Raw genomic sequence first — 23,738 nt, forward strand, 5'->3', positions numbered from 1 at the left:
CTTGGGGGACCCGGGCACCTTCATGCTCCTCTCCTCCGGGCCGATCCTTGGAAGGTCCCCTCTCCTTGTGGCCCGCTCCCTGCATGCGTTCTCGGGACGGGGAGAGGCCGGTCGGTCTCCGACCAAGACCATGCAAATGAAGGCCTTTCGGTCCCGGTACGTCGGGGGTCCCTCCCCGCTGTTCATTCCTTGCGCACGCTGACCCAAAGAAGGTCGGCTCGTCGAAAGGAAGTCGTCTCTCGTGCGTTGCCGGCGCGCTCTTCTCGCGGTCCTCCTCGCGCTTGCGCTTTCGTCGACCGGCGAAGCGGCCAGACGCCCCCCCGATGTCTACCCTCTCCTCTTCCAAACGATGCCCGGGAGGCTCGAGCCCTCCGACTTCCCGAAGCTCGCCCGGTACGACATCATCGAGCTCAACACCTACGCCACCGACACGGCGAACCGCAATCTCGATTCGCTCCGCGCCATCCGCGCTCGGAACCCCGATCTCATCGTGCTGGTCAACCTCAGCGGATCAATCACCTGCTCGAACTGGGGAAGCCGGGAGTTCCACAACCGGGACGCGTGGGCCGACGCGGTCGCGGCCCACGCCGACACGTGGCTCCTCCGCGACACGGACGGAGACCTCTACCTCATGAACGACCTAGACACGCTCTGCGAAGGAGGCCGTCTCAACTACTACAGCCTCGACATGGCGAGGGCGTTCGCCCGCTTCCTCGCCGAGGCGACTGTCCTCCGCTTCCCGAACGACATCGACGGAATCCGGATTGACGACATCGTCGACAACATTTACTACATGAACAAATGGGCGTCGAGCCGCGCCCCGGGCGTCGACTCGATCGACGTGAACCAGGACGGGATCGCGGACACGAGCGAGGAGCTCGGGATCTGGTGGAGCGCCGGCGTGGACACATTTCTCGCCACGCTCCGCGGCCTTATCGGGCCGGAGAAGGTGCTCACCGTGAACGGTTACATTCCCCTGGAAGCGTACCGCTGGGTGAACGGACGCTTTCACGAAGGGTACCCGCACGAGCACGGGGACGGCTGGTGGGTGGGGATGACCCACAGGAAGAGGGGGTTCCTCGGCGGCGACACGCTCTACTCGAACACGCCGTTTCGGCTCTCGGGGCTCCCTACGTTCAACGCTTCGGACGGGTATGATTTCGATCCGAACCATCTCTCGACGAAGGAGGCCCCGTTCCCGCACCCGGGCTTCCCCGGGTTCCTCCGCTTCACGCTCGCCTCGTGTCTCTTGGGCGAGGGATACTACGGAATGACCGGATGGGGGACTGCGGTCGACTGGAAGGGCGACCCGGTCCCCTATCTCTATCAGACCCTCTGGTGGTTCCCTGTCTACGACACGCTCCGCACCTACCTCGGTACGCCCGTGGAAAAGGCGGTCCGCGACACGGACCCGCACGGGCGCGAGCGGTGGCGGCGGACCTTCACCGGAGGGCGCACGCGCGTCTTCCCCACCTTGCGCCGCGGGATCCTCGACCTTCGGCCGATCCCCTCCTTCACCGCGGGAATACCGGCCGTGGTCCACGCCGGCACGACCGTTCCGGTTCGCGTCGGGTCCTTCGATCCGAACGGGAGCGCCGAGGCGCTCGATCTCGAGCTTCGTCTCTCGCGGGACGGCGGCCTCACGTTTCCGGAGATCATCGCCACGGGAGGAATTCGGGACTCGGTCTTCGAGTGGACCGCGGACGGCCCCGCGGAATCGTGCCTCTTCCGGCTCGCGGCGACCGACACGTCGGGGCTCACGGGGACGGCTCTCAGCGTCCCCTTCCGGATCGAGGCGCCTCCCGCGTCGGGCGGTCTCGCCGAGATCCGGCCGGACGCGTGGATCGCCCACAGCCCCTCGGTTCTCTGCACGCTCTCCGTCTGGACGCCGGACGAGGGGATCCCGGCCGCGGGTTGGGATCGAATCGCGGTTGCTCTTCCCGAGGGTGTGCACCTCCTCTCCTTCGCGGGAGCGGAGCGGAACGGCGTCCCGATCGCTGCGAGCGCACTGGAGGCTTCGGACACGCTCCGCATCGCCCTGGGGACACCGGCGGTTCCGCCGGCCCGTGTGCGCGCCCGCTTCTTCGTCAACGCGCCGGCCCCCTCGGACGGCGATTCGCTTCGCTTCGCGGTCCTCGTCGGCGGATCGGAGAGCGGCGCTCCCCTCGTCCTGCTCGTCGCGGGGGACGCGAACGGGAACCCGAACGACGCGAACGCGCTCGCGGTCACCTGCGCGTTCGGCCCTCCGGCGCGGCTCGCCGTCGAACCGGAGGAGGTCGCGCTCGCCGCGGGGGACACGGCTCGGTTCGTCCTTTCCGGATACGACGCCGCGGGGAACGCCCTCGACCTGGATCCCGTCTGGACCGCGAGCGACACGCTCGGGACGATCGACGCCTCCGGCCTCTTCCTGGCGATCCGCCCCGGCTCGCTCGAGGTCGTCGGCTCGGTCGGGGACCTGGACGTCGTCGCCCGCGTGTCGATCGTTCCCGGTCCACCCGATTCCATTCAAGTGGTTCCTGAGAGTCTGAGCGTAACCACCGATGATACAGTCGGATATATCGCGCTCGTCTGGGACCATCTTCTGAACGTGATCCAAGACGCGCCGGTCGCGTGGTTTCTCGAGGACACGCTCGGCACGATCGACGCGGCCGGGCGCCTCGTCCCGAAGCGTCCCGGGACGACGAGCGTGCGCGCGAAGTCCGGGGACGCGGTCGGCCGCTCTCTTCTTCGCGTCGAGACCGGCGCGCCCGATTCGGTCCGCGCCTCGCCGCGCCCCTCGTGGATCGCGGTCGGGGACACGGTCCGCTTCCGGGCGGAAATCCTTGACCGTTGGAAGAATGCGATCGCAATGGCTCCTGTATGGACCGTTACGGACTCGCTCGGCGTCATCGACTCCACGGGGCTCTTCCGCGCGACCGGGGTAGGGATCGGATGGGCGATCGCGCGCGCGGGGAGCGCGGCCGATTCGGTCGTTCTCGATTGCGCCCCGGCCCCGCCGATCGCTTTCCTCATCGACCCGCGCGACCCGATCGCGACGGTCGACTCCCTCCTCTCCTTCACGCTCTTCGGGATCTCGGCCTTCGCGGACACCTTCCCGATCCTCGCGGAGTGGGCGGTCCGCGGAGACGCGGGGACGATCGAGAACGGGGTCTTCGTGCCGCGGCGCGCGGGGAGCGCGGTCGTCGTCGGCTCGTGCGCGGAAGGAAGCGACTCGACGAGCATCACCATTCTTCCGGGAGCCCCCGTCCTTCTCCGCATCGAGCCGGACTCCGCCTCGGTCGCCGCCGGCGAGACGCTCCAGGTCCGCGCGGCGCTCCTCGACCGGAACGGGGATCTCGCGGAGGGGAGGCCCGCCCTCCGCGCGGAAGGACCGTGCGAAGGAGCGATCGACTCGTTCTTCGTCTGCGAGCGAGTGGGGAGCGGGTGGATCCAGGGATCGTTCGGATCGCTCCGCGACTCGATCCCGCTCCGCGTGCGGGCGGCCGAGGCGCGCTCGCTGGTCGTCGCGCCCCGCTCCGTCGCCGCTCCGGTCGGGTCGACCGTCCTCTTCACGGCCGAGGCGGCCGACGCGTACGGCAACGCGGTCGATTCCCTGGTCGTCTGGGAGAGCGCCGGCGGGATCGGCTCGATCGACGCGGCGGGGCTCTTCACGGCGCTCGCGCCGGGAAGCGGCCTCGTCGTCGCGCGCTCGGGAACCCTTGCCGACACCGCCCAGGTCGCCGTTCACGAACCGATCGGAGGTCCCGATCCCGAGGAGCCGCCCGCGTGTTCTCTCGTCGTTCGAGCCGTGGAGGAATCGTACGACGCATCCCTCTGGCCCGCCCCGATTGCGTTCCTCGGACTTCTTCTCGACGACAAGGGAAACCCGGTCGACCCGGGCGCGACGGATTCTTTCACCGTGCACCTTCGACTCCTCGAGGAAACGGCTGTCTCGTGCGACGCCTCTCACGCCTTCCCTCTCGCGGGGGATCTCCGCGACATGATTCGCGTCCCGGTCGATCGAATCGGAGGCTGCGGGCTTCTCGACGTTCGCATGGAAGGGCCCGGCGGGCTCCTCTCCGCGCCGGACACGATCCTGTTCTCGAGCCCGGACGCGAACGCCGACCTTCGCGTCGATCTCGAGGACGTCGGCGCCCTTGTCGCCGCGTGGGGGACGGCGGGCGGCTTCTCGTGCCTGGATCTCGACGGAGACGGTTTGGCAGGAGCCGGAGACCTCGCGGTCGCCGCGGGAAGCTACGACCGAGGATGCCGCGAGCCGGAGCCGCTCGGCTCGCTCGGCTCCGACGGCCCTGCATGGTACGCGCTCGGCGACGCCTCTCTTTCCTGCGCGGGGGAAACGCTTGCCGCGCGCTTCCGCCTCGACGCCGGAACTCTCGACTCGATCCGCGCGCTCGAGGTCTCCTTCCCGGCGCGCGGACAGTGGGCGCGCCCGATCGTCTGGATCCCGTCCTCCGCGTGGCGCGCGCCCCTCGTCCTCACCCTCTCCGACGGGCCGGACGGACCGCGCATCCTCATCGTCGAGACGGACGGGGCCGCGGTCCCCCGCGGCGACGGGCTTCTCGAGGCGCGCGTCTGCGGCGCGGCGACCGACGCGTTCGGAGGAGGATCGTCCTACGCGCGCATCGTGAAGGGGGACGGCGAGACGACCCCGGCGTTCGAAGCGCCGATCCGATTCCTGCTCGACCTCGAAGAAGAAGAGGACGAGGAGGAGATCGCGGACACGACGAGCGGCGCGGCCCCATCCGCCTACGCGGTTCTTCCGAACCTGCCCAACCCCTTCCGCGGGTCGACGACGATCCGCTTCGCCGTCCCGAATCCCGGAGGACCGATCCGCCTCGAGATCTTCAACGTGCAAGGGGAGCGGGTGCGCGTGCTCGAGGAGGGGACAGCAGACGCGGGAACGCACGCCCTCGAGTGGAACGGAACGTGCGCCCGCGGGCGGAGCCTTCCCCCCGGCGTCTACTTCGTGCGTCTCGAGGCGCCCCCGGCGATCGCCGTGAAGAAACTCTTGTTGCTTCCGTGACACCCGCGCGCGGGGGCGCCGGCGTTCGGGCTCCCGCTCAGTACTGGCCGAGCGTGCCGTCGCGGCGGGCGCGGCGGATCGCGAAGCGCACGGCGCCGACCCCGATGACAAGCGAGAAGAAAGTGAAGAGAACGAGGGCGAGGAGTTCTCCCCGAAGCGACGCGATCCCTTGCCCGCTGAGAAGCGCCATCCGCATCCCCTCCAGCGAATACGTGAGCGGGATGATCTTCGCGACATGCTGCAGCCACTCGGGAAGGATCGCCACGGGGAAGTAGACGCCTCCCAAGAGGCGCGAGAGAGAGGTGAAGAACCAGTTCACCGGGTTCCCCCTCTTGAGGACGAGGATGAAGGCGGCCGCCAGGAGACCCAAGCTGGAGAAGGCGATCACGGTAAGCGCGAGGAAGAGGGTCGCCGCCCCGAAGTTCGGGTTGTCGAGCTCGAGGTGAAAGAAGAACACGCCGAGAAGGAGGTAGACAAGAACCTGGAACGAAGCCCACAGGAAGCTCCAGAGCGACGAAGAGAGAAGGTACGTGGAGAAGCGGGTCGGCGTGGCGAGCACCGCCTCGAGCGTTCCGAGAACCTGCTCGTCCCGGATCCTCCCCGAAAAGGCGTTGAGCCCGGTTGAAAGGTAATTCGACACGGCGACCCCGATGAGGACGAACGAGAAGTAATCCCCTCCGTATCGCCCGAGGTACGGGTTCATCGTCGCGTCGATGAGGCGCGAGAGAAAGAAGAAGAGAGCGAGCGTGAAGCCGATCCCGAAGAGCTGAAGGAGAAAGGCGAGCCGGTAGCTCGTCGCGATCTGAAGATCCTTCTTCAAGAACGCGAGGGCTTTGTCGAGCCTCATCGTTCGCTCTCCGCGAAGCGCCGGTAAAGCTCCTCGAGCGATCCGTGCCGCACCTCGAGACGGCGGAGGGGCCCGAAGCGTTCCCGCACCGCCCGGACGAAGTCCTCGAGGACGAAGCCTTCCTCGTGGACGCGCGCGAGGCATCTTCCGCGCGCCGCGAGGTCCTCGTCCGAGACGATCTCGAGGACGCCCGGGAGGCTCCCGATCCACGCGCTCCATCCTTCCTTCGGGTCCCGCACCTCGATCTCGACCTCGCGCGGCGGGCGGAAGCGCCCGAGCACCTCTTCCGGACGCCCCTCGGCGAGAAGCTCCCCCCGATGGAGGAAGACAAGGCGGTCCGCGACCCGATGAACCGCCTCGAGATCGTGGCTCGCGAGGAGAACCGCTCTCCCCTCCTTCCGCGCGAGAACACGGATCCGATCGAGAAAGCGGGCGGACGTGTACGGATCGAGCCCGCGCGTCGGCTCGTCGAGAAGAAGAACCGGCCGCGCGCCGAGAAGGGCGCGGGCCACGCAGAGCTTCTGCCTCGTTCCGGTCGAGTAGGTCATGAAGCGCGCGTCGATCTCGTCGATGCGAAGAAGCGCGACCGCCTCATCGATCTCCGCGGCCCGGCGTTCGGGAGGGACGTTCAGAAGACGTCCGAAGAAGTCGAGGTTCTGTCGTCCGGTGAGGCGGAAGTAGAAGCTTCTCTCCTCGCTCATGCAAAGGCCGATGCGATGCCGCGTTTCGAGCGAGCGGCGCTCGACGTCGATCCCTTCGATCGTCGCGCGCCCCTCGCTCGGGAGAACGAGCGAGGCGAGGATCTTGAGCAGCGTCGTCTTCCCCGAGCCGTTCGGCCCGAGCAGGGCGAGGACCTCACCGCGCGCGAGGGAGAAGGTGACGCCCGAAAGCGCGCGAAGGCTCTCCCCTCGAAAGGGATGCCGGATCACTTCGAGGAACCCCCCTCGAATCGGATACGACTTGGAAAGCCCCTCGACGCGGACCCCGTTCACGAGCATCCTCCCTATGGTCTCCTCCGGAACACGCTGAGCGTCCGGTGCGCGAGGAGATCGAGGATCCAGACGATCGCGGCGAGAAAGCGGCGCACGCGGCTCCTCGCGGAGGGGCAGCTCGCCTCCTCGAAGAAGATCGACGCGCGGAGGGTCTCGTCCCTCCAGAGAAGCCGCGCGAGAAACGAGAGCCTGGAGCGCCGCGCAAAGCAGTACCCCCACCAGATCCGAAGACGAACCTCCCGGCCCGGCTCCAGACCGAAGAAGTCGGACCCGCGGATCCGCGAGGCGAACCGTCCGATGCGACTCGGAAACCGAATCCCCGTCCCCCCTTCTCCCCAGAAGCGATCGGCGAAGAAGAGCGCGGTTCGAACCTCCTCGCCGATCCCCCACTCCTCGCCGCGCGCGACGATTTCCTCCGCGGCGACCTCGTTCCGCACGGCGCGGAGAATTTTTTCGACATCAAGCAATCGCTTGATAGAGACGAAGAGCCCCATGCGCAGACTCGCAGAGAGGTGCGCCGCCTCGTCGACGGGAGAGAGAACGCGGATCCGGCTTCCGCGATAATCGTACGCACGGGACCCGCGGAAGAGGGAGCCCACGTCCACGTTCAGGTTCCACGGGTGCGGGAGAAGATTCCAGTGAAGCTCCACGACGTCGATTCCGAGCCCTCGCCGCACGTACACGAGGTGGAAGTGGTGCCGCCGATAGTAGGCCCGGCTGTGAATCCCCTCGAAGAGAGCATAGCCGAGATCGCAGAGCGCGCGCTCGGCCCGGTCCATGAACTCCGGCGGGACGAGGAGGTCGATGTCGCGCACTTCCCGAAGCACGCTGTTGCCGTAGAAACGCTCCCCGAACGGCAGGCCCTTGAGCACGATCACCGGGATGCCCTCCGCCTCGAACGCGGTGACGAGCCCGGCCAGTTCTTGCTCCTTAAAGAGATTGCGCGCGGCGGTCTTCTCCCCCTCCTCCTCGATGCTGCGGACGAGCGTCCCCGGGAAGAGGTCTCGGAGCGCCTCCTCCGAGGAGAGACGCAGGGCGACGACCGGAACGACGCGCGAGCGGAAGACGATCCTCTCGAGCGAGTCCCAGTCGAACCAGCCTCCTTGCGTCCGCACAGCCAGATCGGCGACCGCGACCGGCGGATCGCGCAGCACCTCCCGGAGGAACTCGCCCTCTCGCGGGAGCCGGAACGACATGTGCGCTACCTCCGAGCGCCCTCATCCTCGCGCGGGAGCGTGAAGATCAGGGCGTAGTCTCTCCAGGTTTCCTCCGTCTCGAGAAACGGCCTCCCCTCGCGGGCGAGCCACGCATGCCCCTCGAGGCTTCCGCCGCGCTCCCTTACCCCGAAGCAGATCGCGGTCTCGATCCCGCTCTCGCGGAGAAGATGGGCGAGAAGGAGGGATCGGCGCAAGCACGTTCTCCGGACCGGGAACAAGGGGGAGCGGAGGATCCGCTCGGTGAACGCGTGCGCGATCGCGGCTCTCTCGAGCTCCGCTTCCGCTCCGGGCGCGGCTCCTCGCGGCGGGAAGAGCGTCTCCACGCGATCGAGGGGCAGACGGACAAAGAGCAGGACCGCCTTTCCGAAACAGCGCGCGAGGAAGACGAGGTTGCGCGGCGCGGCGAGAACGCGCCACGGGAGCGGATACGAAAGGATCCGCCGTTCGAGCACCACGACGTCCGCGCTCCGCTCGGCGTTCGGAGACCCCGCCGACGAGGAGGAGAAATCGACCGAGAAACTGCGGGGCATCATCCTACTCGATCGCCGCGCCGGAGAGCTCGGCGATCCGCGCGGGCAGCTCCGCGACATCCCTCCCAAAGAGAAGATGGTACGCCGCCGCCTGTCGAACAAGGTCCGCGAGGAGATCGATGTGCGCCTCGATCTCTTCGCGGCCCGCGGGGAGCACCGACTGGGGGAGAAGCCGCGCCATCGCCTCGCCCCCGGAAAGGCGCTCGAACCGGCTCCGCTCCCGATCGACGATCGTGGGGAAGAGTAGGAGAGCCGGGCGCACCTCGGCGATCCGCCCGGGCGGAGGGAGCGCCTCCTCCGGGAAGAGAAGCTTGCGCCCCTTTCGCACCCACCGGTCCCTGAGCTCCGGAAAGAACCGCGAGGTCCCCTCCCCCACCTTGAGCGGCTCGGGAAACGGCCGAAGGACGATCGAACCCTCGCGTCGGAGGGCGAAGAGCATGTCGTCCGCCACGAAGGGACACCCGCTCGCGACCGCGGCGAGCGTGGCCGAGGACTTGCCGGCGCCGCTCGGACCGCAGACGACCACCCCTTGCCCTCCCGCCACGAAACAGGACCCGTGAAGCGGATAGCGTCCGCGATGCCGCATCCACACGATGAGCGGGAGAAAGAAGAGACGATGGCCGATCACCCACGGATCGCCGGCGTGGTCCGGATGGACGAAGACGGCGACGCGCCCTCGCTCGAGATCGAGCCGCGCCGCCGACCTATCGCCGACGACGAGCCACCGTTCGCCTTCCGACCTACAGAAGACGAAGTCCCCCTCCGCAGAAACCGCCTCGCTCCGCCCGCGCGCCTGATCGGGGAAGGGGTCGGTGTCGGACCGCGCGCGGAAGGTGTAGACGAGATCCGCTTCGTCCGCGAAGGGCGAGCACGCGAGGAGAGGGGCCGCCTCGAGGATCCCCTCTCGGATCGACGCCTCTCCGCATTCCACGAGGATCCGCTCGCCGATGAGATCCAGGTGGAGGCGTTCCATCCGCTCGACCTCCGCTAGACGGGAACGATGGCGGCGAGCTTCTCGTCGAGAAGACGCTTGGCCAGCTCGAGGCAGTCCGCGAGGGCGGTCGTCTCGTCCACATCGAACTCCTCGACCATTCGTTGCGCGATCTCCAGAAGGGTGCGGGCGCCGTCGAGCTGTCCCCAGATGTACTGACCGGAGCTGTTCAAGCTGAAGTAGTGTCCGCTCTCCATGTCCACGAGGATTCCCTTGCGGTCGATCGAACGCCAAGGGACGCTCGGAGAGCGTTTCAGCACGGAATCCGGACCCAGCGCCACTTCGGTCTCCTCTCTCGGTGCGCCGCCGATCCGGCGCGGACCCTCGCGAGAGCCTCTCCTCCGCGCCCCCGGGGCGGCGCTGCTCTCTGCGCGCCCCACTCTATTCGTTCAGGGAGGAAGCGTCAACCTCCGCGCGGTCGCCGCGGAGGCGCTCGTACCAGAAGAACGCGGCGACCACGAGCGCGTGCGTGATCTCCCCCTCGCGGAGCATCCGCCCGACTTCCGGTTCGTCCGCTTCGAAGACGTCGATCTCCTCGCCCGGTTCGAGTGCCTGCGCCCCGTCGGGAATGGCTCCGCGCGCGAGGAACGTGTGGCAGCGGTTCGTCTGAAACGCCGGGTTCGGCTCCACGGTACCGATGTGAGTGAAGCGCGCCGCCCGGTAGCCGGTCTCCTCGCGGAGCTCGCGCCGCGCCGCCGCCTCGGCGTCCTCGTCCCCCCGGTCGATCCCGCCGCCCGGAATCTCGATCGTGTAGCGGTCCGTCCCTGCGCGATACTGCCGGATGAGAACGATCTTCCCCTCGGGCGTGATCGGGATCACGTTCACCCAATCGTTCGTCTCGAGGATCGTCCAGTCCCGCTCGGATCCGGTCTCCGGGGAGACGGAGCGGTCGACGCGAACGGAAAAGATCGGATAGCGCCCCCGCTCCTCCGACGAAACGATCCTCCACTTGCGTCTCACGAACCTCCCTCCTCGAGGCGATCGAAGTATAGGGGGAAATGGGGACGGACACCATTCGGGAAGGTGCGTCTGTCACGATTCCCGCCCTGGCGCGAGGCGGCGGGAGTTGGTATCGTGTCCTCGATGAAGATCGCGATGTACCTCTTCCACACGTTCCGGAACGATCATCGCGTTCTCAAGGAGGCGAGGAGCCTCCTCTCCGCGGGGCACGAGGTCGTTCTCATCGCCCTCCGCGAGGGAGACGAGCTTCCCCGGGAGCGCGTCGAGGATGGGATTCGCGTTCTCCGTCTCCGGATCCCGGCGCGGCGTTTCCGGAAGGGGCGTTACGCCGAGTACTTCGTCCGGGCGGCGCTCGCCGGCCTCTCCGCGCGCGCCGACGCTCATCATTGCCACGACCTCGACACGCTCGTTCCGGCCGCGCTCGCCTCATGCTTTTGCCATAAACCATTGATCTATGATTCGCACGAGCTCTTCACCGAGACCCACTTCCTCGTTGGACGCGAGAAGGAAAGGCGGATCTGGGCGTTTCTCGAGAAGAGGTTCATCCGGTTCGCGGCGCGCGTCCTCACCGTCTCCGATCCGATCGCCGACGATCTCGCGGCCCGCTACGGAATCGAGCGGCCGCTCGTCGTGCGGAATTGCCCCGAGTACCGGACGCCCCCCCCTCCCCGCCCGTTTTTCGAGGACGCGGGCGGCGAGCCGGTTCTCCTCTGCCAGGGCTATCTGCAGAAGGGGCGAGGACTCGAGACGCTCGTCGGCGCGATGCGGCACGTCCCCCGAGGGCGGCTCGTCCTTCTCGGCGACGGCGAGATGAAGGAGGAGCTCGCGCGCCTCGTCGCGCTTCTTCATCTCGAGGAGAAGGTGACGCTCCTGCCGGCGGTGCCGATCGAGGAGCTTCCCTCCCGAACCGCCTCGGCGACCCTCGGCTTCGTTCTGTACTCGACCGCCTCGCTCAACTTCCGCTACGCCCTTCCGAACAAGTTCTTCGAGTACGTGATGGCGGGGGTTCCGGTCGTCTCCTCGAGGATTCCGGAGATCGCCCGGCTGATCGAGGAGCACGGGGTCGGGCGGATCGTAGATCCGGTGAGCCCCGAGACGGTGGCGCGGGAGGTCAACCGTCTCCTGGAGGATCCGGACGCGATCGCGCGGATGAGGGAGAACTGCCTCCGGGCGGCCCGCGTCCTTCACTGGGGCGTCGAGGAGAAGAAGCTTCTCTCCCTCTACGAGGAGATCGCCTCTCGGAACCGGAAGTAGCAGGCCGGCGCCCATGCGGATGGCGCGGAGGGAGGAGACGGCGCGGTCGGAGTGGAAACGCGACGGGGATCGGAAGAGGAGCCGGCCACGCTCGCTTCTTCGCGCGCCTGAAGGGAAGAAGGACGCGCGAGTCTGCCTTGGAACCGCTCGTTCGCGCCCGAACGGGGGGCGCGTTCAACGTCAATCCGTCAGAAGTGTGCTCCTTGCGGGGCCGCGGGGCGAGGAGGTGAACCGGCCAGTTCCCGAGCGCGCCCGGCCTTACCGACCCGGCGCCCTTTCGTGGGCCCGGCGCGCTCGGGGTGTCTCTTCCGGCACCCTCTTGCCCCGCGCCCCGGCCGAGAAGACACCGAACGTGTTTCCGTCGGGTTGAGGTTGGCGGCGACTTCCGCCGAGGGGACCGTTCTCGCGCCGTTCCCGCGCGCTCGTCGGACGATCCCCTCGGGCTCCCGCTACATCTTTCGGAAGAGACCGACCACCACGCCGAGGATTCGGAACTCGCCGGCGCTCGGATCAACAGCAATCGGATCCATCGACCGGTTCTCGGGCCGGAGCTCGATCCGGTCCCCCTGGCGGAAGAAGCGCTTCACGGTCGCCTCGTCCCCGAGGAGCGCGACCACGATCTCCCCGTTCCTCGCCTCGGCGGCCGGCCGCACGAGGACGAGGTCGCCGTCCGCGATGTGCGCCTCGATCATGCTCTCGCCGCGCACGCGGAGAAGGAACTCGTCCTTTCCCTTGAGGAACGACGGGTCGATCATGAGGCGCTCCTCCACGTTCTCCTCCGCGAGAAGGGGAAGCCCCGCGGCGATCCGGCCGAGAAGCGGAACGCCCGCGCTCTTCTCGTCCGAGCCGGTCAGGAGAAGCTCGAGAGCCCTCGACTTGCCGAGAACGCGCCGGATGCACCCCTTCCGCTCGAGAGCGGTCAGATGGTCGACAACCCCCTTCGTGGATCGAATACCGAACCGAAAACCGATCTCACGGATGGTCGGCGGATAGCCCGTCTCGCGGGCGTGCTCGGCCAGAAAGTCCAGGATCTCCTGCTGTCTCCCGGTCAGCTTCTTCATGTCTTCCCCCGGTTCCTCGGGGAGGAGCGTGCGCTCTTCCCCTTCGTTCGGGACGGTTCTCCCCCCGCGAGGAACGAGAACGCCGTCTGGTCCCCCGCCCGCCTTCTTCTCGTGCGGCGCGCCTTCGGGCGTCCATCGGCTCTTCCCGCGAACTTCTCCGAATCGGGCCTCCGCGCTCCCTCTCGCTCGACGACCGACGGCTCGGCCGCCGGGGCGGGCACCTCGCCCGCGCACCGGAATGCGCGCGCTGCCTCTTCCAACACCGCGCGGGGAAGGCGGAGATCCGCGAGACGCCGGAGAAGGTCCGCGTCCCCCTTGAACGACCCTCCCCTCTTCCTTTCCGCGACGATCCGCTCCCCGTATCCGCGGGCGACGCCCGAAAGAGCGGCAAGCCCGACCCGGATCCCCTCCCCCTCGACGCAGAACTCGAACGCGCTCCTCTCTTGATCGAGTGGAAGAAACGCGATCCCCTCCCTCTCGAAGCCGGCGCGAAGCGCGCCCATTCTCTTTCGGTTGTCGATCGCATCGTTCAGCGCCGCCGCGGCGAACCGGAGCCGGTCGATGCTCTTTCGGCCCGCCGCGAGAAGAACCCGGCGCGCGAGGGGGAGAGCGGCGCCCCGGCTGGGAGCGTGCGGGGCGACCGCGAGGAGAAGAGAGAAGACCTTCCCCGCGACCTCGGGCGCCACACCGCGGTCCGCCGACCGTCGCACGAAGAGCGAGCGGTCGCGCGCGAGCCGCGGTCCTCTCCTCGAGCGGAGATCCCGAAGGAGCGCGTGTGCGCTCGCCCGCGCGCATCCGGTCAGGTTCCGGATGATCGCCGCGATCTGCTCCTGATAGAACGGAACGCCGGCGGTTTCGCGAAGGATCGGCGCGAGCCTCGGGAGCGAGACGGTCGGCGGCCCGGTTCCCGCGCGGATCTCGGCGATCCGAAGAACGAGATCGCGCCGAGGGCCCGGCCCGATGCCCGCCGCGAGGAGGAGGGCAAGATCCTCCTCCGTCCGCGGGGCGATCGCGGCCACGAGATCCCTCGCGAGCGCGGCCCCTCTCTCGAGGATGCCGGTCCACTCGCCGCGCCGAATCCCTTCGAGAGGATCCCCTTCCCCTTCGATCGAAGAGGTCGCGCGGAGAACGCCAAGAAGAGGCGACTCCGCCAGATCGAACCGGAGGGGTCCCCCGCGCGCGGCGGGATCCGCCCAGATCTCCCCGGTCTCCTCGGTCCAGAGAAGCGCGCGCGGGTCGCGATCGTAGCCGGCGACCGCTCCCGTGAGGACAGCCTCCCCCTCGGCTCTCGAGAGAGGATCCGGACTGCGGGTCCCCCGGTCGCGTGGGCCGGAGGGGTTCGCGGTGGGTGGGTGTGGATCAGGTCCGGATCCCTCTCTCGAGCGCCGAGAAACCGCGCCGATCGCGCGCTCGATCACGGCCGGGTCGAGTGGGCGCGGCACAAAGGGCGGGATCAAGAAACCGGGGAACCGCTCCCCGAGAAGCCGGCGGACGAGGGCGATCCCCTCGCGATCCCCTTCGATCACGAGAGAGCACGCGCTTCCTTCTCTGCTCGGGAGGGCGCTTCCCATCTCATCCGGCTCGTCGGTCTGCAAGCCGGTCAGCCAACCGACCGCGCTTCCGGAGAGAAACCGTGTGTGGACAAGAAGGTCGGGCCGCGCCCGCCGCACGGCACGGAAGACCCGCGCGAGCGGGAGAACTGCCGCCCGGAGGCGTCCCTCCAGCGCCCAGAACTCTTCGAAGAAGCGCGTCTCGATCTCCTTCCGCTTCCCATGCGAGGCGCCCGCGTAGCGCCGCTCGATCTCGACGAGAACCATTCGGAGGAGCTCGTCCGTCTCCACCGGTCGGGGTGTCCATCCGGCCGCGGGCGGGAAGGCCGCCGTCCGCTCCGCGACCTCTCGCGCGGCGCGGAGCGGCTCAGGGTCCCCGTCGTAGCGCGCCGCCATCTCCTCCGCCGGGCGAAGGGAGACCTCCGCCTCCGCCAGGAACGCGTCCGGCGGGCCCTCCACGCGCGCCGGCCCGGCCGCCGCTCGGAGCCGCGCGAGAAGGGAATCCTCGCCGGTTCGGAACACCAGGACCGGATCCGCGGCCACCCGGCGAAGGCGGTAGCGGTCCGCGATCTCGCGGAGAAAAGGCTCGACGAGCCCCTCCCGAGGGGCTCCTGTTCTCGAGGTTTCGAGGAAAAGTCGGGACGGGCCGAAGAGATCGACGAGGCGCCGAACGGCGCGGTGCGCGTCCCCCGCCCGGCCGCGGGCGAACGCCCCGGAGACAGGTCCCGCGAGTCCCCCAGTGAGCGCGAGAAGACCCGCCGCGCACGCCTCGACCTCCCGGAGCTCAGCCACCCCCTGAAGGCAAGCCGGCCTCTCCGGCCGCGCGATCTTCTCGAGAAGGAGATCGAGGTTCCGTCTTCCTTCCTCCGTCTCGGGGAAGAAGGTGAGAACGTAGGAGGACGGCGCCGAATCGCCCCCGGGCCTGGGGAAGCGGATCACGACCTCCGCTCCGGCCGCGAGAAGAACCCCGTTCTCCCGAAACCCGCCCGCCGCGGCGGCCGCCCCGAAGAGGACGCCCCGATCCGCGATGCCGGCCGCGCCGAAGCCGGCCGCGCGGAGGCGCGCCGCCAAGGCCTCCGGCTCGATCGCGGAGAGAAGCGGCGAGAACCGGGTTTGGATCTTGAGAGGGACCGCCTCCATCACTCCCCCCTGCGCCCGAACCCCGGGCGACCTGAACAAAAGCTACTAGACATTTGTGGGCCTGTCAAGCCTTTTTCGCAAGGGAGCGGTTAGGCGCGCCGGCGAGCCGGGGCCCTCGGAGGAATCGGGATCGAGCGGGCGCGGAAGCACGCGGACCGGGAACGAGCGCGCGGACCGGGCGGGAAGAAGGAGCCCGAGCCGCGTTCGAGACAAGTCCTCCGAGCTACCCGTTGGTTCGGGCGGCGCGGTTTCGATAGAGGGCCTTGTCCGCGACCGCCGCCATCTTCTCCACGTCGAACGGGACGCCGAGGAAATCGCGGATCCGGGTCGCCTGGCCCCGCGGATCCTCGAGGATGCCGGTGTAGTCGACGTAGAGAACCTCGAAATGCGGCTGCTTCTCGAGGAGCGCGTAGACTTGCTTGAGATGCTCCTCGTAGATCTTCTTCATCTGGTCGTCGGGGGTTTCGTTCTTCTCGCCCCGGTGATCGAGCATCTTGTTCTGCGAGGCGAGGACCTCGTCCAGATGGCGCCGCATGAAGACGACTTTGTAGCGGTTCGTGTCGGGAAGATCCTTGAGGAGAAAAGAAATCACCTTGAGGGCCTTCCCGCGCGCGTCCCGCACCCAGGTCTTGTCGGTCATCTTGTGCAGATCCTTCACGCGCTCGTCCTCGAAGTACCCCTTCGGGTTGTCTTCGTCCGCGGTGCGGATGCCGTCCACGACCTGGGGCATGCCGCCTGCATCGAGCATCTTCATCGCAAGCGACGTGCCGGAGCGCGGGAGCCCCGACACGATCACGATCGGCTTTCCGTACTTGAGGTCGTCCACGATCTTCCGCACGAACGAGGCCATTGGGATGACTCCTTCACTCCCCGGGCGTTCTCCGATCCGCGCGGCGGCCCGCCCGAGCGTCCTCGATCGACGGCCGGCCGCGCCCCCTCCCTCTCCCCGAGCGGGTAGCGTATCACCACCCATCCGGGAAGCCAAGCGTCCGCGACGGCGCGCTCGGTTCGGCGCGGCCAGGGAAAACGATGGTCCCCCGCGGAAAATCGTGCTATACGAGGGGCGGGTTTCGGATTTCCGGAGCGCCCGGCGGGGATCGCCGCCCGGCGCGCGGCGCAAGGAGACACGCATGCACGACCCAAAGACGCTCGCCCTCCGCGGGGCGGTTCTCTCACGGAAAGAAGCGCTCCTCCACCGAGCGGCTCTCGCGATCGGGGCTTCCCTCCTCGTGGCGGCCTCGGCGCAGATCGCCTTCCGCGTCCCCTTTAGCCCGGTCCCCGTGACCGCGCAGACGCTCGCCGTCCTCCTCGTCGGGGCCCTTCTCGGGAGCCGGCTCGGGACGGCCGCGATCCTTCTCTATTTGATGGAAGGAGCGGCGGGACTCCCCTTCTTCGCGCAAGGCGCGGGAGGCGTCGCCTTTCTCGCCGGTCCGACCGGCGGTTACCTCTTCGCGTTCGTGCCCGCGGCGTTCCTGGTCGGTGCGCTCGCCGAGCGGGGTTGGGACCGGCGGCCCCTCGCCGCCGCGGCTGCGATGGCGCTCGGGAGCGCCGTGATCCTCCTCGGAGGGGCGTCGTTCCTCGCGCGCCTCATCGGACCTGAGAGAGCGATCGACGCGGGGATCCTCCCGTTCCTTCCGGGAGATCTCTTGAAGACCGCCCTCGCGGCTCTCGCGGTTTCCGCCGCCCGGCGCGGGTCCGCGCGCGCGAGGAAGTAGTCCGCCCGCACGCGCGGTGCGCGAAGAGAACGAAGGGAACACGGACGGGAGATCCCTCCCTCCCGCCGAATCGGATGGGACCTGTCGGCCCGCGCGGCCGGGGAGGATTCATTCATGGTCTTCTTGTTCATGGCTCAAGCGAGAGGCCCTCTTCTCGCGGCGCTCGCTCTTCTCGCCCTCTTCGCACCCGCCCTCGCCGCGATCGACCCGGCGGGAGGCTTCGGAGGGGGGCCGATCGCGGGAACCGTGACGATCACCGTGATCGACGAGATGACCGGAAACCCGGTTCCCGGCGCCTACTGCCAGGTTGGGCCGAGCCCGGGCCTCCCCTTCGCGGGGAACGGAGCCCGCACGAACGCCTCGGGGGTCGCCGTCTTCTCCCATCCCGCCCTCGCCGGAGCGCAGACGGTCACCGCCGGCAAGGAAGGCTACGCCTGCTTCACGGTCTTCGGGATCGACGCCCGGGAGATGGTCCTCCCGATCCGCGAACAGGGGGCCGCGATCGAGCGCCCGATCTACCAGGGAGACATTTCAGGGTTCAACATCGTCTGGAACGACGGGATCGTCGATCTCGCCCTCGTTTGGAGGACCTTCTTCGTTCGCGAGCTCGTCTCGTTCGCCTCCGACCTTCTCGGAGGGGACTTCGAGCGCTTCGCGCCGACGGTCGGCGAGAACTTCCCGCTCGTCGGGCTGCAGCCGGTCCCAGGCTCCGTCTACATGCCCTGGCAAATCGAGCTCGGCCTCATCCCCTTGAGCCGTAAACCTTACTTCATCTATGTAGAGGACCAGACGGTCACGGACATCGGCGCGGTCTACGCGAAGATGCCGCTCATGACCCTCCTCGACGAGCTCGGGTCGGACCGGCCGGACCTTCTCGCGCTCCTCGCCGCGTTCGATGTCCAGAAGTACGCAATCGAGCAGGGGATATTCGTAAACGGTTCGGGAACGAAGAACCTCAGCCTCACGATCGGCGAGGGGGCGTCGCTCCGGATCCGCGTGGAGAACACCGCCCCGGACATGGACGTTCTCTGCGTGGCGATCGCCGACCTCGACCGGCTCTCGGGATATGGACGCCTCATGCCGTGCGGGTTCGCGGGAACGCCGGGCGGGACGCCCGCGGTGCTCGGTCTCTCGACCCTCGGATCGGGCGCGCCGGGGAACCCGAACTACCTCGCCGGGGCGCTTCAGACCGATACGCTCGAGGGGCTCGCGAGCACGGCGGTCTTCGATCGTCGGGGGCTCGTCGCGGGGGACACTGCCCAGGCGACCGGATATCTCGAGGTCCCGACGCCGCTCCTCGCCGGGGATCGGTTCACGTGGACCTCCGTCGCGAACGCGCCGGCCGGGCTCTTCCCGACCGTGCACCGCGCCGCCCTCACGCTCGTCACGACCGTTCCGGACACGGCGGAGTGGGCCGAAGAGGGGGACACGCTCGACATCCCGACCCCGCTCTGGACGTTCCTCCTCGGCGCGGGGGACACGTCGTTCGCGCTCCCCTGTCTCGGGACCGAGCTTCCCTCCCCCATCATCGATCCGGCCGCGACCCCGGATCTGGACCGCTTGGATTGGAGCGTGACCGGGATCCGCCTCGGCCTCGCCCCCGGCTTCGATTACGACGAATGGAACCTCGTCGATCTCGGGCTCTCCGGCACGCACCTCGCCTCGAACACGGAGAAGTTCGTCGCCCCTCCGGAATCGCCGCTCGTCTCGGTCGCCGAGGAGGGGGGACGGCGGGGCGCGAACGCGCTCGGGTTTCCGAACCCGAACCCCTTCCGATCGCGGACGACGATCCGCTTCGATCACGCCTCCGCGGGGGAGCGCGCGCGCCTCGATGTCTTCGATCTCGCGGGGAGAAGAGTGCGCACGCTCTTCGATGGAACCGGCGGCGGCGAGCAACAGGCGATGTGGGACGGAACCGATGACCGCGGACGCGACCTCCCGCCGGGCCTCTACCTCCTCAGGCTCCGGACGGAGGAGGGAGCCCACACGAGGAAGGTGCTGAAGACGCGTTAGGTTCGCTTGAAGAGCAAAGAGAAGCCGTCCCGGGGGACGATCAGGCGGGCGGGGTCTTCGCGCGGATCTCCGGCGGCGCGACGGCGCCGGCGGAGAAGAGCGCGCGGATGGCCGCGTCGACGCCGAGATCGAGGTAGATGAGGTCCCTCACCGGAACGATCAGGATCCACCCGGTCGTCGGGATCGGCGTGGAGGGGACCATCACGTGCGCGACCCTCTCCTCCCCTCCCGCCGTGCGGAGCGTCGTGTAGGCGGTGACGAACGCGTACGCGTACGCGCCCCTCCGCGGGTACTCGACGAGCACGACCTCCTTGAACGGCTGCTTCTCCCGCGGCGTCGCGAGCGCGTGGACGATCTCCCGCGCCGCGCTATAGATGCTCCGGACGAGCGGAACGCTCCCGAAGACCCTCTCGCCCACCGCGATTAGCCATCGCCCGAGGAAGTTCGTCGCGAGAAGCCCCACTAGGAAGATGAGAAGGATCGTCGCGGCGAGACCGAGCCCGGGGATCTGCCTGTGGAGGACGCGGCCGATCCACGGCCCGAGCACGTTGTCCACCGAATGAAAGAGGAGACGGAGCGCGAGAACCGTGGCGATGACCGGGACGATGACGAGGATCCCGGCCAGGAAGAGCGAGCGAAGCTTACGAAGAAAAGAACCCATCACCCCTCGCGGGTTCTCCGGGGAAGCGCGCCGGAGCCCGGGGCGATCTTAGCACTGATGAGCGAGGGCACGTACCGGTTTCCGGACCCACGCGGGATCGGCATTTCTCCTTCCAGATTCCGACCGTGAAGAAACGGCCGCCCTTGACAACGGTCGTTCCCTGTCAGCGGATCCTCTTGATGGTGCGGGCGACGACATCCCCGCCGATCGTGAGCCGCGCGAAGTAGACCCCGGAGGGAGCGCTCTCCCCCGAGTCTTCGACCCCATCCCACGAGACCGAGTGCTCGCCGGCGCGAACCCTCTCGTCGAGGAGCACGGCGACGAGCCGCCCGCAGACGTCGTGGATCGTGAGCCGCACCTCTGCGGGCGCGGGCGCCAGGAACGCCAGCTCCGTTTCCCGGAGGAAGGGATCGGGACCGCACCTCCAGAACCGCGGACCTCCCTGAAACGCGGCCTCCCCCGCCGAAATTCCGACCGGCGCCTCGCAGCCGAGCGGCAGGGCCCCCACCCGCCCGCAGCCGTCGTTGTTCTCCGGGAGGCAAGGAGAGTCGGAGCGGAGCGAGAAGTCGTTCTCGCCCATCGCGCAGAAGAGAGGATCTTCGGAAAAATTGCAGTCGACGCCGAGGAGGCCCGCGATCGGCCCCACCCAGTCGCCCCCCGCGTTGCCGAAGATGTCGCACCGCGTGATCGCGACATCCGCGCCGAAGACCGCGAGCCCGTTCCCGCGCGCGCCGAACGCCAGGAGCGACGCCTCGACCTCGATGTCCGCCTCGTCGGAAGCCAGGATCCCAGCCCCGTACCATGCGCGGTTCTGCGCGAAGGTGCAGCTCTCGACCCGTCCGACCGAGCGGCTGAAGAACACCCCTGCCCCGTAGCCCCCCACCGCCTCCAACGGGTAGTCGTTTCCGTAGAAGACGCACTCCTCGAAGCGCGCGCCGCTTCCCGCGTCACACAGGAAGCAGTAGGCCCCTCCCCCATCGGTCGCGAGGTTGTTCCGGAACGTGCAGCCTCGAAAGACCCCCTCGCCCCCCCAGAGGAAAGCCCCTCCTCCCGCCTCGGCCTCGTTCCCTTCCAGCACGCACCTCTCCACGGAGAAGAGGCCGCCGGGCGCGAGGCGCTTCACCGCGAGCGCCCCGCCGTAGCCCGGGAGGAGATCCTCCGGCAGGTCGCCGGGATCGCCGCCGCGCATCGTGATCCCCTCGATGCAGATCCTTGAACCAGGAAAGGTATAGATGAGAAAGGCGCGGCCGTTCCCCTCGACGTCGATCGCGCACCTCTCCGCATCGCCGCTCGCCGAGAAGAGGGTGATCTCGCCTCCGAGGATCAGGTTCCGGTTGCCGGCTCCCGCGAACACGCCGTCCGCGAGGCGGATGCTGTCGCCGGGCCCGGCCGCGGCGAGCGCGTGCTCGAGATCCGGGTACGAGCCCGAGCCGTCCGGAGCGACATCGAGAACGAAAGCGCCCCCCCGAGGAACCCCTGCGAAGAGGAGAAGAAAGAGGACGACGAAGACGACCATACGGAACCCTCCTGGGCGCGGCGCCCGCGATCGGCCGGGCCATGCATCCACGCGCACGAGCAGGCCTCCTCGTGATTCTACCCGATGCGCTTCCTCTTCTAACGAACGAGCGTCAGGCGCCTCGTCTCGACCTCGCTCCCCGAGAGAAGCCGAAGGAAGTAGACTCCGGGGGCGACGCGCGCCCCCGCGTCGTTCGTTCCGTCCCACTCGACCGCGCCCGACGGCGCGCCGATCGGGAACGAGCGGACGAGCCTCCCCGCGACGTCGTAGACCCGAAGCGCGCCCGGCGCGCCCGCGGGCCTCGCGTAGAGGATCGTCACGCTCCCGCGCGCCGGGTTCGGCAGGACGTCGAAGCGCCGCGCGAGGGGGGACGGATCGGCCGCTTCCTCCACGCCGGTCCGCACGAGCGCGTACGCCCTCGCCTCCTCCTCGCTCGTGAAGACGAGACGCCCGAGGCATCCCGGACCGAACGCTCCGATGCTCCCCTCCGGCAGCAAGGCGAAACACGGCGACCGGAGATCGATCCGGTGGTTCCCGGCGGACGCGGGCGCGTCGCCGCATGCGACCGGCGAGCAGAACATCGGGTCGACCGAGAGGCTCCCCGCCCCCCACATGTATGTTCCCAAACCATCGATCTCTGAAGTATCGATGTCCGAAAGAACGAACGTGGCCGAGGCGCCGTCGTCGAGGAAGATCTCCGCCCCGTCCGTGTCGCCGCAGTTCCCCCAAACGATCGTCCGTTCGACGTCGAGGCTCCCCCCGCCGAAGTAGATCCCGCCCCCGCGCGCCGCGCGATTCCCGGCGAACGTGCACTTCCGGAACGCCGGCGCGGAGGCCGCGTCGGACGAGAGGCCGCCCCCGGTCGTCCCCGCACGGTTCCCGGTGAAGGCGCAGTTCTCGAAGAGGGGCGTCGATCCGTTCACGCAGAGGACCGCGCCGCCGCTCGGGGCGAGCCCGTTCACGAAGCGAAGCCCGCGGACGACCGTTCCCGGCCCGGCGCCGCTCACGAGGAGCGCGCGTCCGAGAGCGCCCGCGTCGATCGTCGCGCACGGTTCTCCCCCGCTGTTCTCGCCTCGAAGGACCACGCCCGGCTTCATCGCGATCCCGTTTTCGTGATAGACGCCGCACGCGACGAGGACCGTGTCCCCCGGCGCCGCAAGGTCGAGACCGCTCTGGATCGTCGCCGCGTCCCCCGGAACGCGCCACGCGCGCGGAGGCGAGGCGACGCGCACCGTGACGAGCGCGCTGTCCGACCCGCCCCGGCAATCGCTCGCGACGTAACGGAACGACTCGACGCCGGAGAAGCCGGCCGGCGGAACGTACGTCACCGTCGTGTCCCCCGGATCGATCGCGACGAAGCCCGCGAGCCCGCCGACGGAAAGAGAAAGGATGCGAAGCGGATCGAGATCCGGATCCTCGTCGTTCGAGAGGACCGAAAGAACGATCGGCTGGTCTACCCCGGTGCTCTCCGCGTCATCCGCGGCGAGCGGCGGCAGGTTCACCCCCGCGTCCTCGATCGTGACGAGGGAGAGGGTCCCCCCCTCTTCGACCGGATCGAGATAGAGCCCCCCGGGGAGGTTCAGACCGCCCGCACAATCGAACGCGCGCCCCGCCCCGGGGCCGGACCCGGCGATCACCTGGAACGCATCGCCGAGCGCAGGCTCGAACCCGTTCGCGAGGGAGACGTGGAGCGCGCCCGCGAAGGCGACCTCTCCCGTCACAAGAAGCCGGCTGAACGCGCCCGGCTCGGTCCCGCCGATCACGACATCCACCTCGCTCTCCGCGCTGAGGGGAAGATCGCCGAGAAACGCGAGATCGCCTGCCGGAAGCCCCGGCTTCAAAATCCCCTCGGAGAGGAAGACCCCGCCGCGGCCGTTGTCGAACACGCCGATCCCGCCGAGCACGCCGTTCTCTCGGTTCTCGAACGCGCCGCCGTTCGCGACGAGCGCCCCCGCGCGAAGCTCGATCCGCCCGAAGTTCGCGAAGACCCCCGGCGTCCTCCGCCCTCCGAGGGTGAGAACCGCGGCGTCCTCCCCAACGATCGTCCATCCCCGATTCGTCCACTCGGCCCCTTCGTTCACGCGCGCCGTCCCGAAGATCTCGGCGACGCCGAGAAACGTGTTCCACGCGGTCGCGCGGAGATCGAACCACGCGCCCGGCTCGATCCGCATCGTCCCCTTGTTCAGAAGGTGCGCGCCCCGTCCCGGCCGGAGGGGCGAGGGAGTCTCCACACGGATCTCCGTTCCGCCGTCCGCACGGACCGTTCCT

The 23,738-nt window shown here is 68.7% G+C and carries 17 protein-coding genes; 4 read left to right on the forward strand and 13 right to left on the reverse strand.

What is annotated here, in order from left to right; all coding sequences use genetic code 11:
* Positions 1-241 precede the first annotated feature (241 nt).
* The gene (locus FJY73_02515) at positions 242-5,023 is read left to right on the forward strand and encodes a T9SS type A sorting domain-containing protein (protein MBM3319529.1); all 4,782 of its coding nucleotides are present in this window, start codon (positions 242-244) and stop codon (positions 5,021-5,023) included.
* Between the two features lie 37 nt (positions 5,024-5,060).
* On the opposite strand, the gene FJY73_02520 is transcribed toward FJY73_02515, so the two are convergent.
* The 7 genes from FJY73_02520 to FJY73_02550 form a co-directional block, all read right to left on the reverse strand.
* Entirely contained in the window at positions 5,061-5,870 is an 810-nt protein-coding gene (locus tag FJY73_02520) for an ABC transporter permease (GenBank protein MBM3319530.1), read from the reverse strand.
* A complete protein-coding gene (locus FJY73_02525; GenBank protein ID MBM3319531.1) occupies positions 5,867-6,868 on the reverse strand; it encodes an ABC transporter ATP-binding protein in 1,002 nt (333 codons plus the stop codon). Before FJY73_02525 ends, FJY73_02520 begins: the two co-directional genes overlap by 4 nt.
* Before the next feature lie 5 nt (positions 6,869-6,873).
* On the reverse strand, positions 6,874-8,058 hold the full coding sequence (locus FJY73_02530; protein ID MBM3319532.1) for a nucleotidyltransferase family protein: 1,185 nt from the start codon (positions 8,056-8,058) through the stop codon (positions 6,874-6,876).
* Positions 8,059-8,063: 5 nt separating this feature from the next.
* Positions 8,064-8,612, reverse strand: coding sequence for a lasso peptide biosynthesis B2 protein (locus FJY73_02535; GenBank protein MBM3319533.1), 549 nt, complete (start codon positions 8,610-8,612; stop codon positions 8,064-8,066).
* 1 nt (position 8,613) lies between these two features.
* Positions 8,614-9,582, reverse strand: coding sequence for a hypothetical protein (locus FJY73_02540; GenBank protein MBM3319534.1), 969 nt, complete (start codon positions 9,580-9,582; stop codon positions 8,614-8,616).
* Between the two features lie 14 nt (positions 9,583-9,596).
* Positions 9,597-9,881, reverse strand: a complete 285-nt coding sequence (locus FJY73_02545) for a PqqD family protein (GenBank protein MBM3319535.1) — start codon at positions 9,879-9,881, stop codon at positions 9,597-9,599.
* Positions 9,882-9,981: 100 nt separating this feature from the next.
* Positions 9,982-10,560 carry an NUDIX hydrolase gene (locus FJY73_02550; GenBank protein ID MBM3319536.1) on the reverse strand — a complete coding sequence of 193 codons (579 nt, stop codon included), beginning with the start codon at positions 10,558-10,560 and terminating at the stop codon, positions 9,982-9,984.
* Positions 10,561-10,674: 114 nt separating this feature from the next.
* On the opposite strand from FJY73_02550, the gene FJY73_02555 reads away from it, so the two are divergent.
* Complete coding sequence (locus FJY73_02555; protein ID MBM3319537.1) at positions 10,675-11,814, forward strand: glycosyltransferase family 4 protein; 1,140 nt, start codon at positions 10,675-10,677, stop codon at positions 11,812-11,814.
* Positions 11,815-12,263: 449 nt separating this feature from the next.
* Here the strand turns inward: FJY73_02555 and lexA are convergent, their stop codons facing one another.
* The 3 genes from lexA to FJY73_02570 form a co-directional block, all read right to left on the reverse strand.
* Entirely contained in the window at positions 12,264-12,875 is a 612-nt protein-coding gene (gene lexA, locus FJY73_02560; protein ID MBM3319538.1) for a repressor LexA, read from the reverse strand.
* On the reverse strand, positions 12,872-15,565 hold the full coding sequence (locus FJY73_02565) for a PHP domain-containing protein (protein MBM3319539.1): 2,694 nt from the start codon (positions 15,563-15,565) through the stop codon (positions 12,872-12,874). Before FJY73_02565 ends, lexA begins: the two co-directional genes overlap by 4 nt.
* A 223-nt stretch (positions 15,566-15,788) precedes the next feature.
* Positions 15,789-16,415, reverse strand: coding sequence for a sulfotransferase (locus FJY73_02570; protein MBM3319540.1), 627 nt, complete (start codon positions 16,413-16,415; stop codon positions 15,789-15,791).
* Positions 16,416-16,695: 280 nt separating this feature from the next.
* On the opposite strand from FJY73_02570, the gene FJY73_02575 reads away from it, so the two are divergent.
* Both FJY73_02575 and FJY73_02580 read left to right on the forward strand, forming a co-directional pair.
* Positions 16,696-17,280, forward strand: coding sequence for a biotin transporter BioY (locus tag FJY73_02575; GenBank protein MBM3319541.1), 585 nt, complete (start codon positions 16,696-16,698; stop codon positions 17,278-17,280).
* Positions 17,281-17,394: 114 nt separating this feature from the next.
* Complete coding sequence (locus FJY73_02580) at positions 17,395-19,293, forward strand: T9SS type A sorting domain-containing protein (protein MBM3319542.1); 1,899 nt, start codon at positions 17,395-17,397, stop codon at positions 19,291-19,293.
* 40 nt (positions 19,294-19,333) lie between these two features.
* Here FJY73_02580 and FJY73_02585 read toward each other — a convergent pair whose 3' ends face one another.
* The 3 genes from FJY73_02585 to FJY73_02595 form a co-directional block, all read right to left on the reverse strand.
* Positions 19,334-19,954, reverse strand: coding sequence for a DUF502 domain-containing protein (locus tag FJY73_02585; protein MBM3319543.1), 621 nt, complete (start codon positions 19,952-19,954; stop codon positions 19,334-19,336).
* Between the two features lie 163 nt (positions 19,955-20,117).
* The gene (locus tag FJY73_02590) at positions 20,118-21,470 is read right to left on the reverse strand and encodes a right-handed parallel beta-helix repeat-containing protein (GenBank protein MBM3319544.1); all 1,353 of its coding nucleotides are present in this window, start codon (positions 21,468-21,470) and stop codon (positions 20,118-20,120) included.
* A gap of 98 nt (positions 21,471-21,568) precedes the next feature.
* On the reverse strand, positions 21,569-23,738 hold a 2,170-nt coding region (locus FJY73_02595; protein ID MBM3319545.1), incomplete at its 5' end, for a cadherin-like domain-containing protein.

The organism is Candidatus Eisenbacteria bacterium (assembly GCA_016867715.1).
Taxonomy (GTDB): Bacteria; Orphanbacterota; Orphanbacteria; order Orphanbacterales; family Orphanbacteraceae; genus VGIW01.

Excerpts from the sequence above, each read along its gene's own strand:
- FJY73_02525 (MBM3319531.1), bottom strand. The coding sequence starts at position 6,868 with ATGCTCGTGAACGGGGTCCGCGTCGAGGGGCTTTCCAAGTCGTATCCG.
- FJY73_02580 (MBM3319542.1), top strand. The coding sequence starts at position 17,395 with ATGGTCTTCTTGTTCATGGCTCAAGCGAGAGGCCCTCTTCTCGCGGCG.
- FJY73_02530 (MBM3319532.1), bottom strand. The coding sequence starts at position 8,058 with ATGTCGTTCCGGCTCCCGCGAGAGGGCGAGTTCCTCCGGGAGGTGCTG.
- FJY73_02520 (MBM3319530.1), bottom strand. The coding sequence starts at position 5,870 with ATGAGGCTCGACAAAGCCCTCGCGTTCTTGAAGAAGGATCTTCAGATC.
- lexA (MBM3319538.1), bottom strand. The coding sequence starts at position 12,875 with ATGAAGAAGCTGACCGGGAGACAGCAGGAGATCCTGGACTTTCTGGCC.
- FJY73_02535 (MBM3319533.1), bottom strand. The coding sequence starts at position 8,612 with ATGATGCCCCGCAGTTTCTCGGTCGATTTCTCCTCCTCGTCGGCGGGG.
- FJY73_02590 (MBM3319544.1), bottom strand. The coding sequence starts at position 21,470 with ATGGTCGTCTTCGTCGTCCTCTTTCTTCTCCTCTTCGCAGGGGTTCCT.
- FJY73_02570 (MBM3319540.1), bottom strand. The coding sequence starts at position 16,415 with ATGGCCTCGTTCGTGCGGAAGATCGTGGACGACCTCAAGTACGGAAAG.
- FJY73_02565 (MBM3319539.1), bottom strand. The coding sequence starts at position 15,565 with ATGGAGGCGGTCCCTCTCAAGATCCAAACCCGGTTCTCGCCGCTTCTC.
- FJY73_02575 (MBM3319541.1), top strand. The coding sequence starts at position 16,696 with ATGCACGACCCAAAGACGCTCGCCCTCCGCGGGGCGGTTCTCTCACGG.
- FJY73_02585 (MBM3319543.1), bottom strand. The coding sequence starts at position 19,954 with ATGGGTTCTTTTCTTCGTAAGCTTCGCTCGCTCTTCCTGGCCGGGATC.
- FJY73_02540 (MBM3319534.1), bottom strand. The coding sequence starts at position 9,582 with ATGGAACGCCTCCACCTGGATCTCATCGGCGAGCGGATCCTCGTGGAA.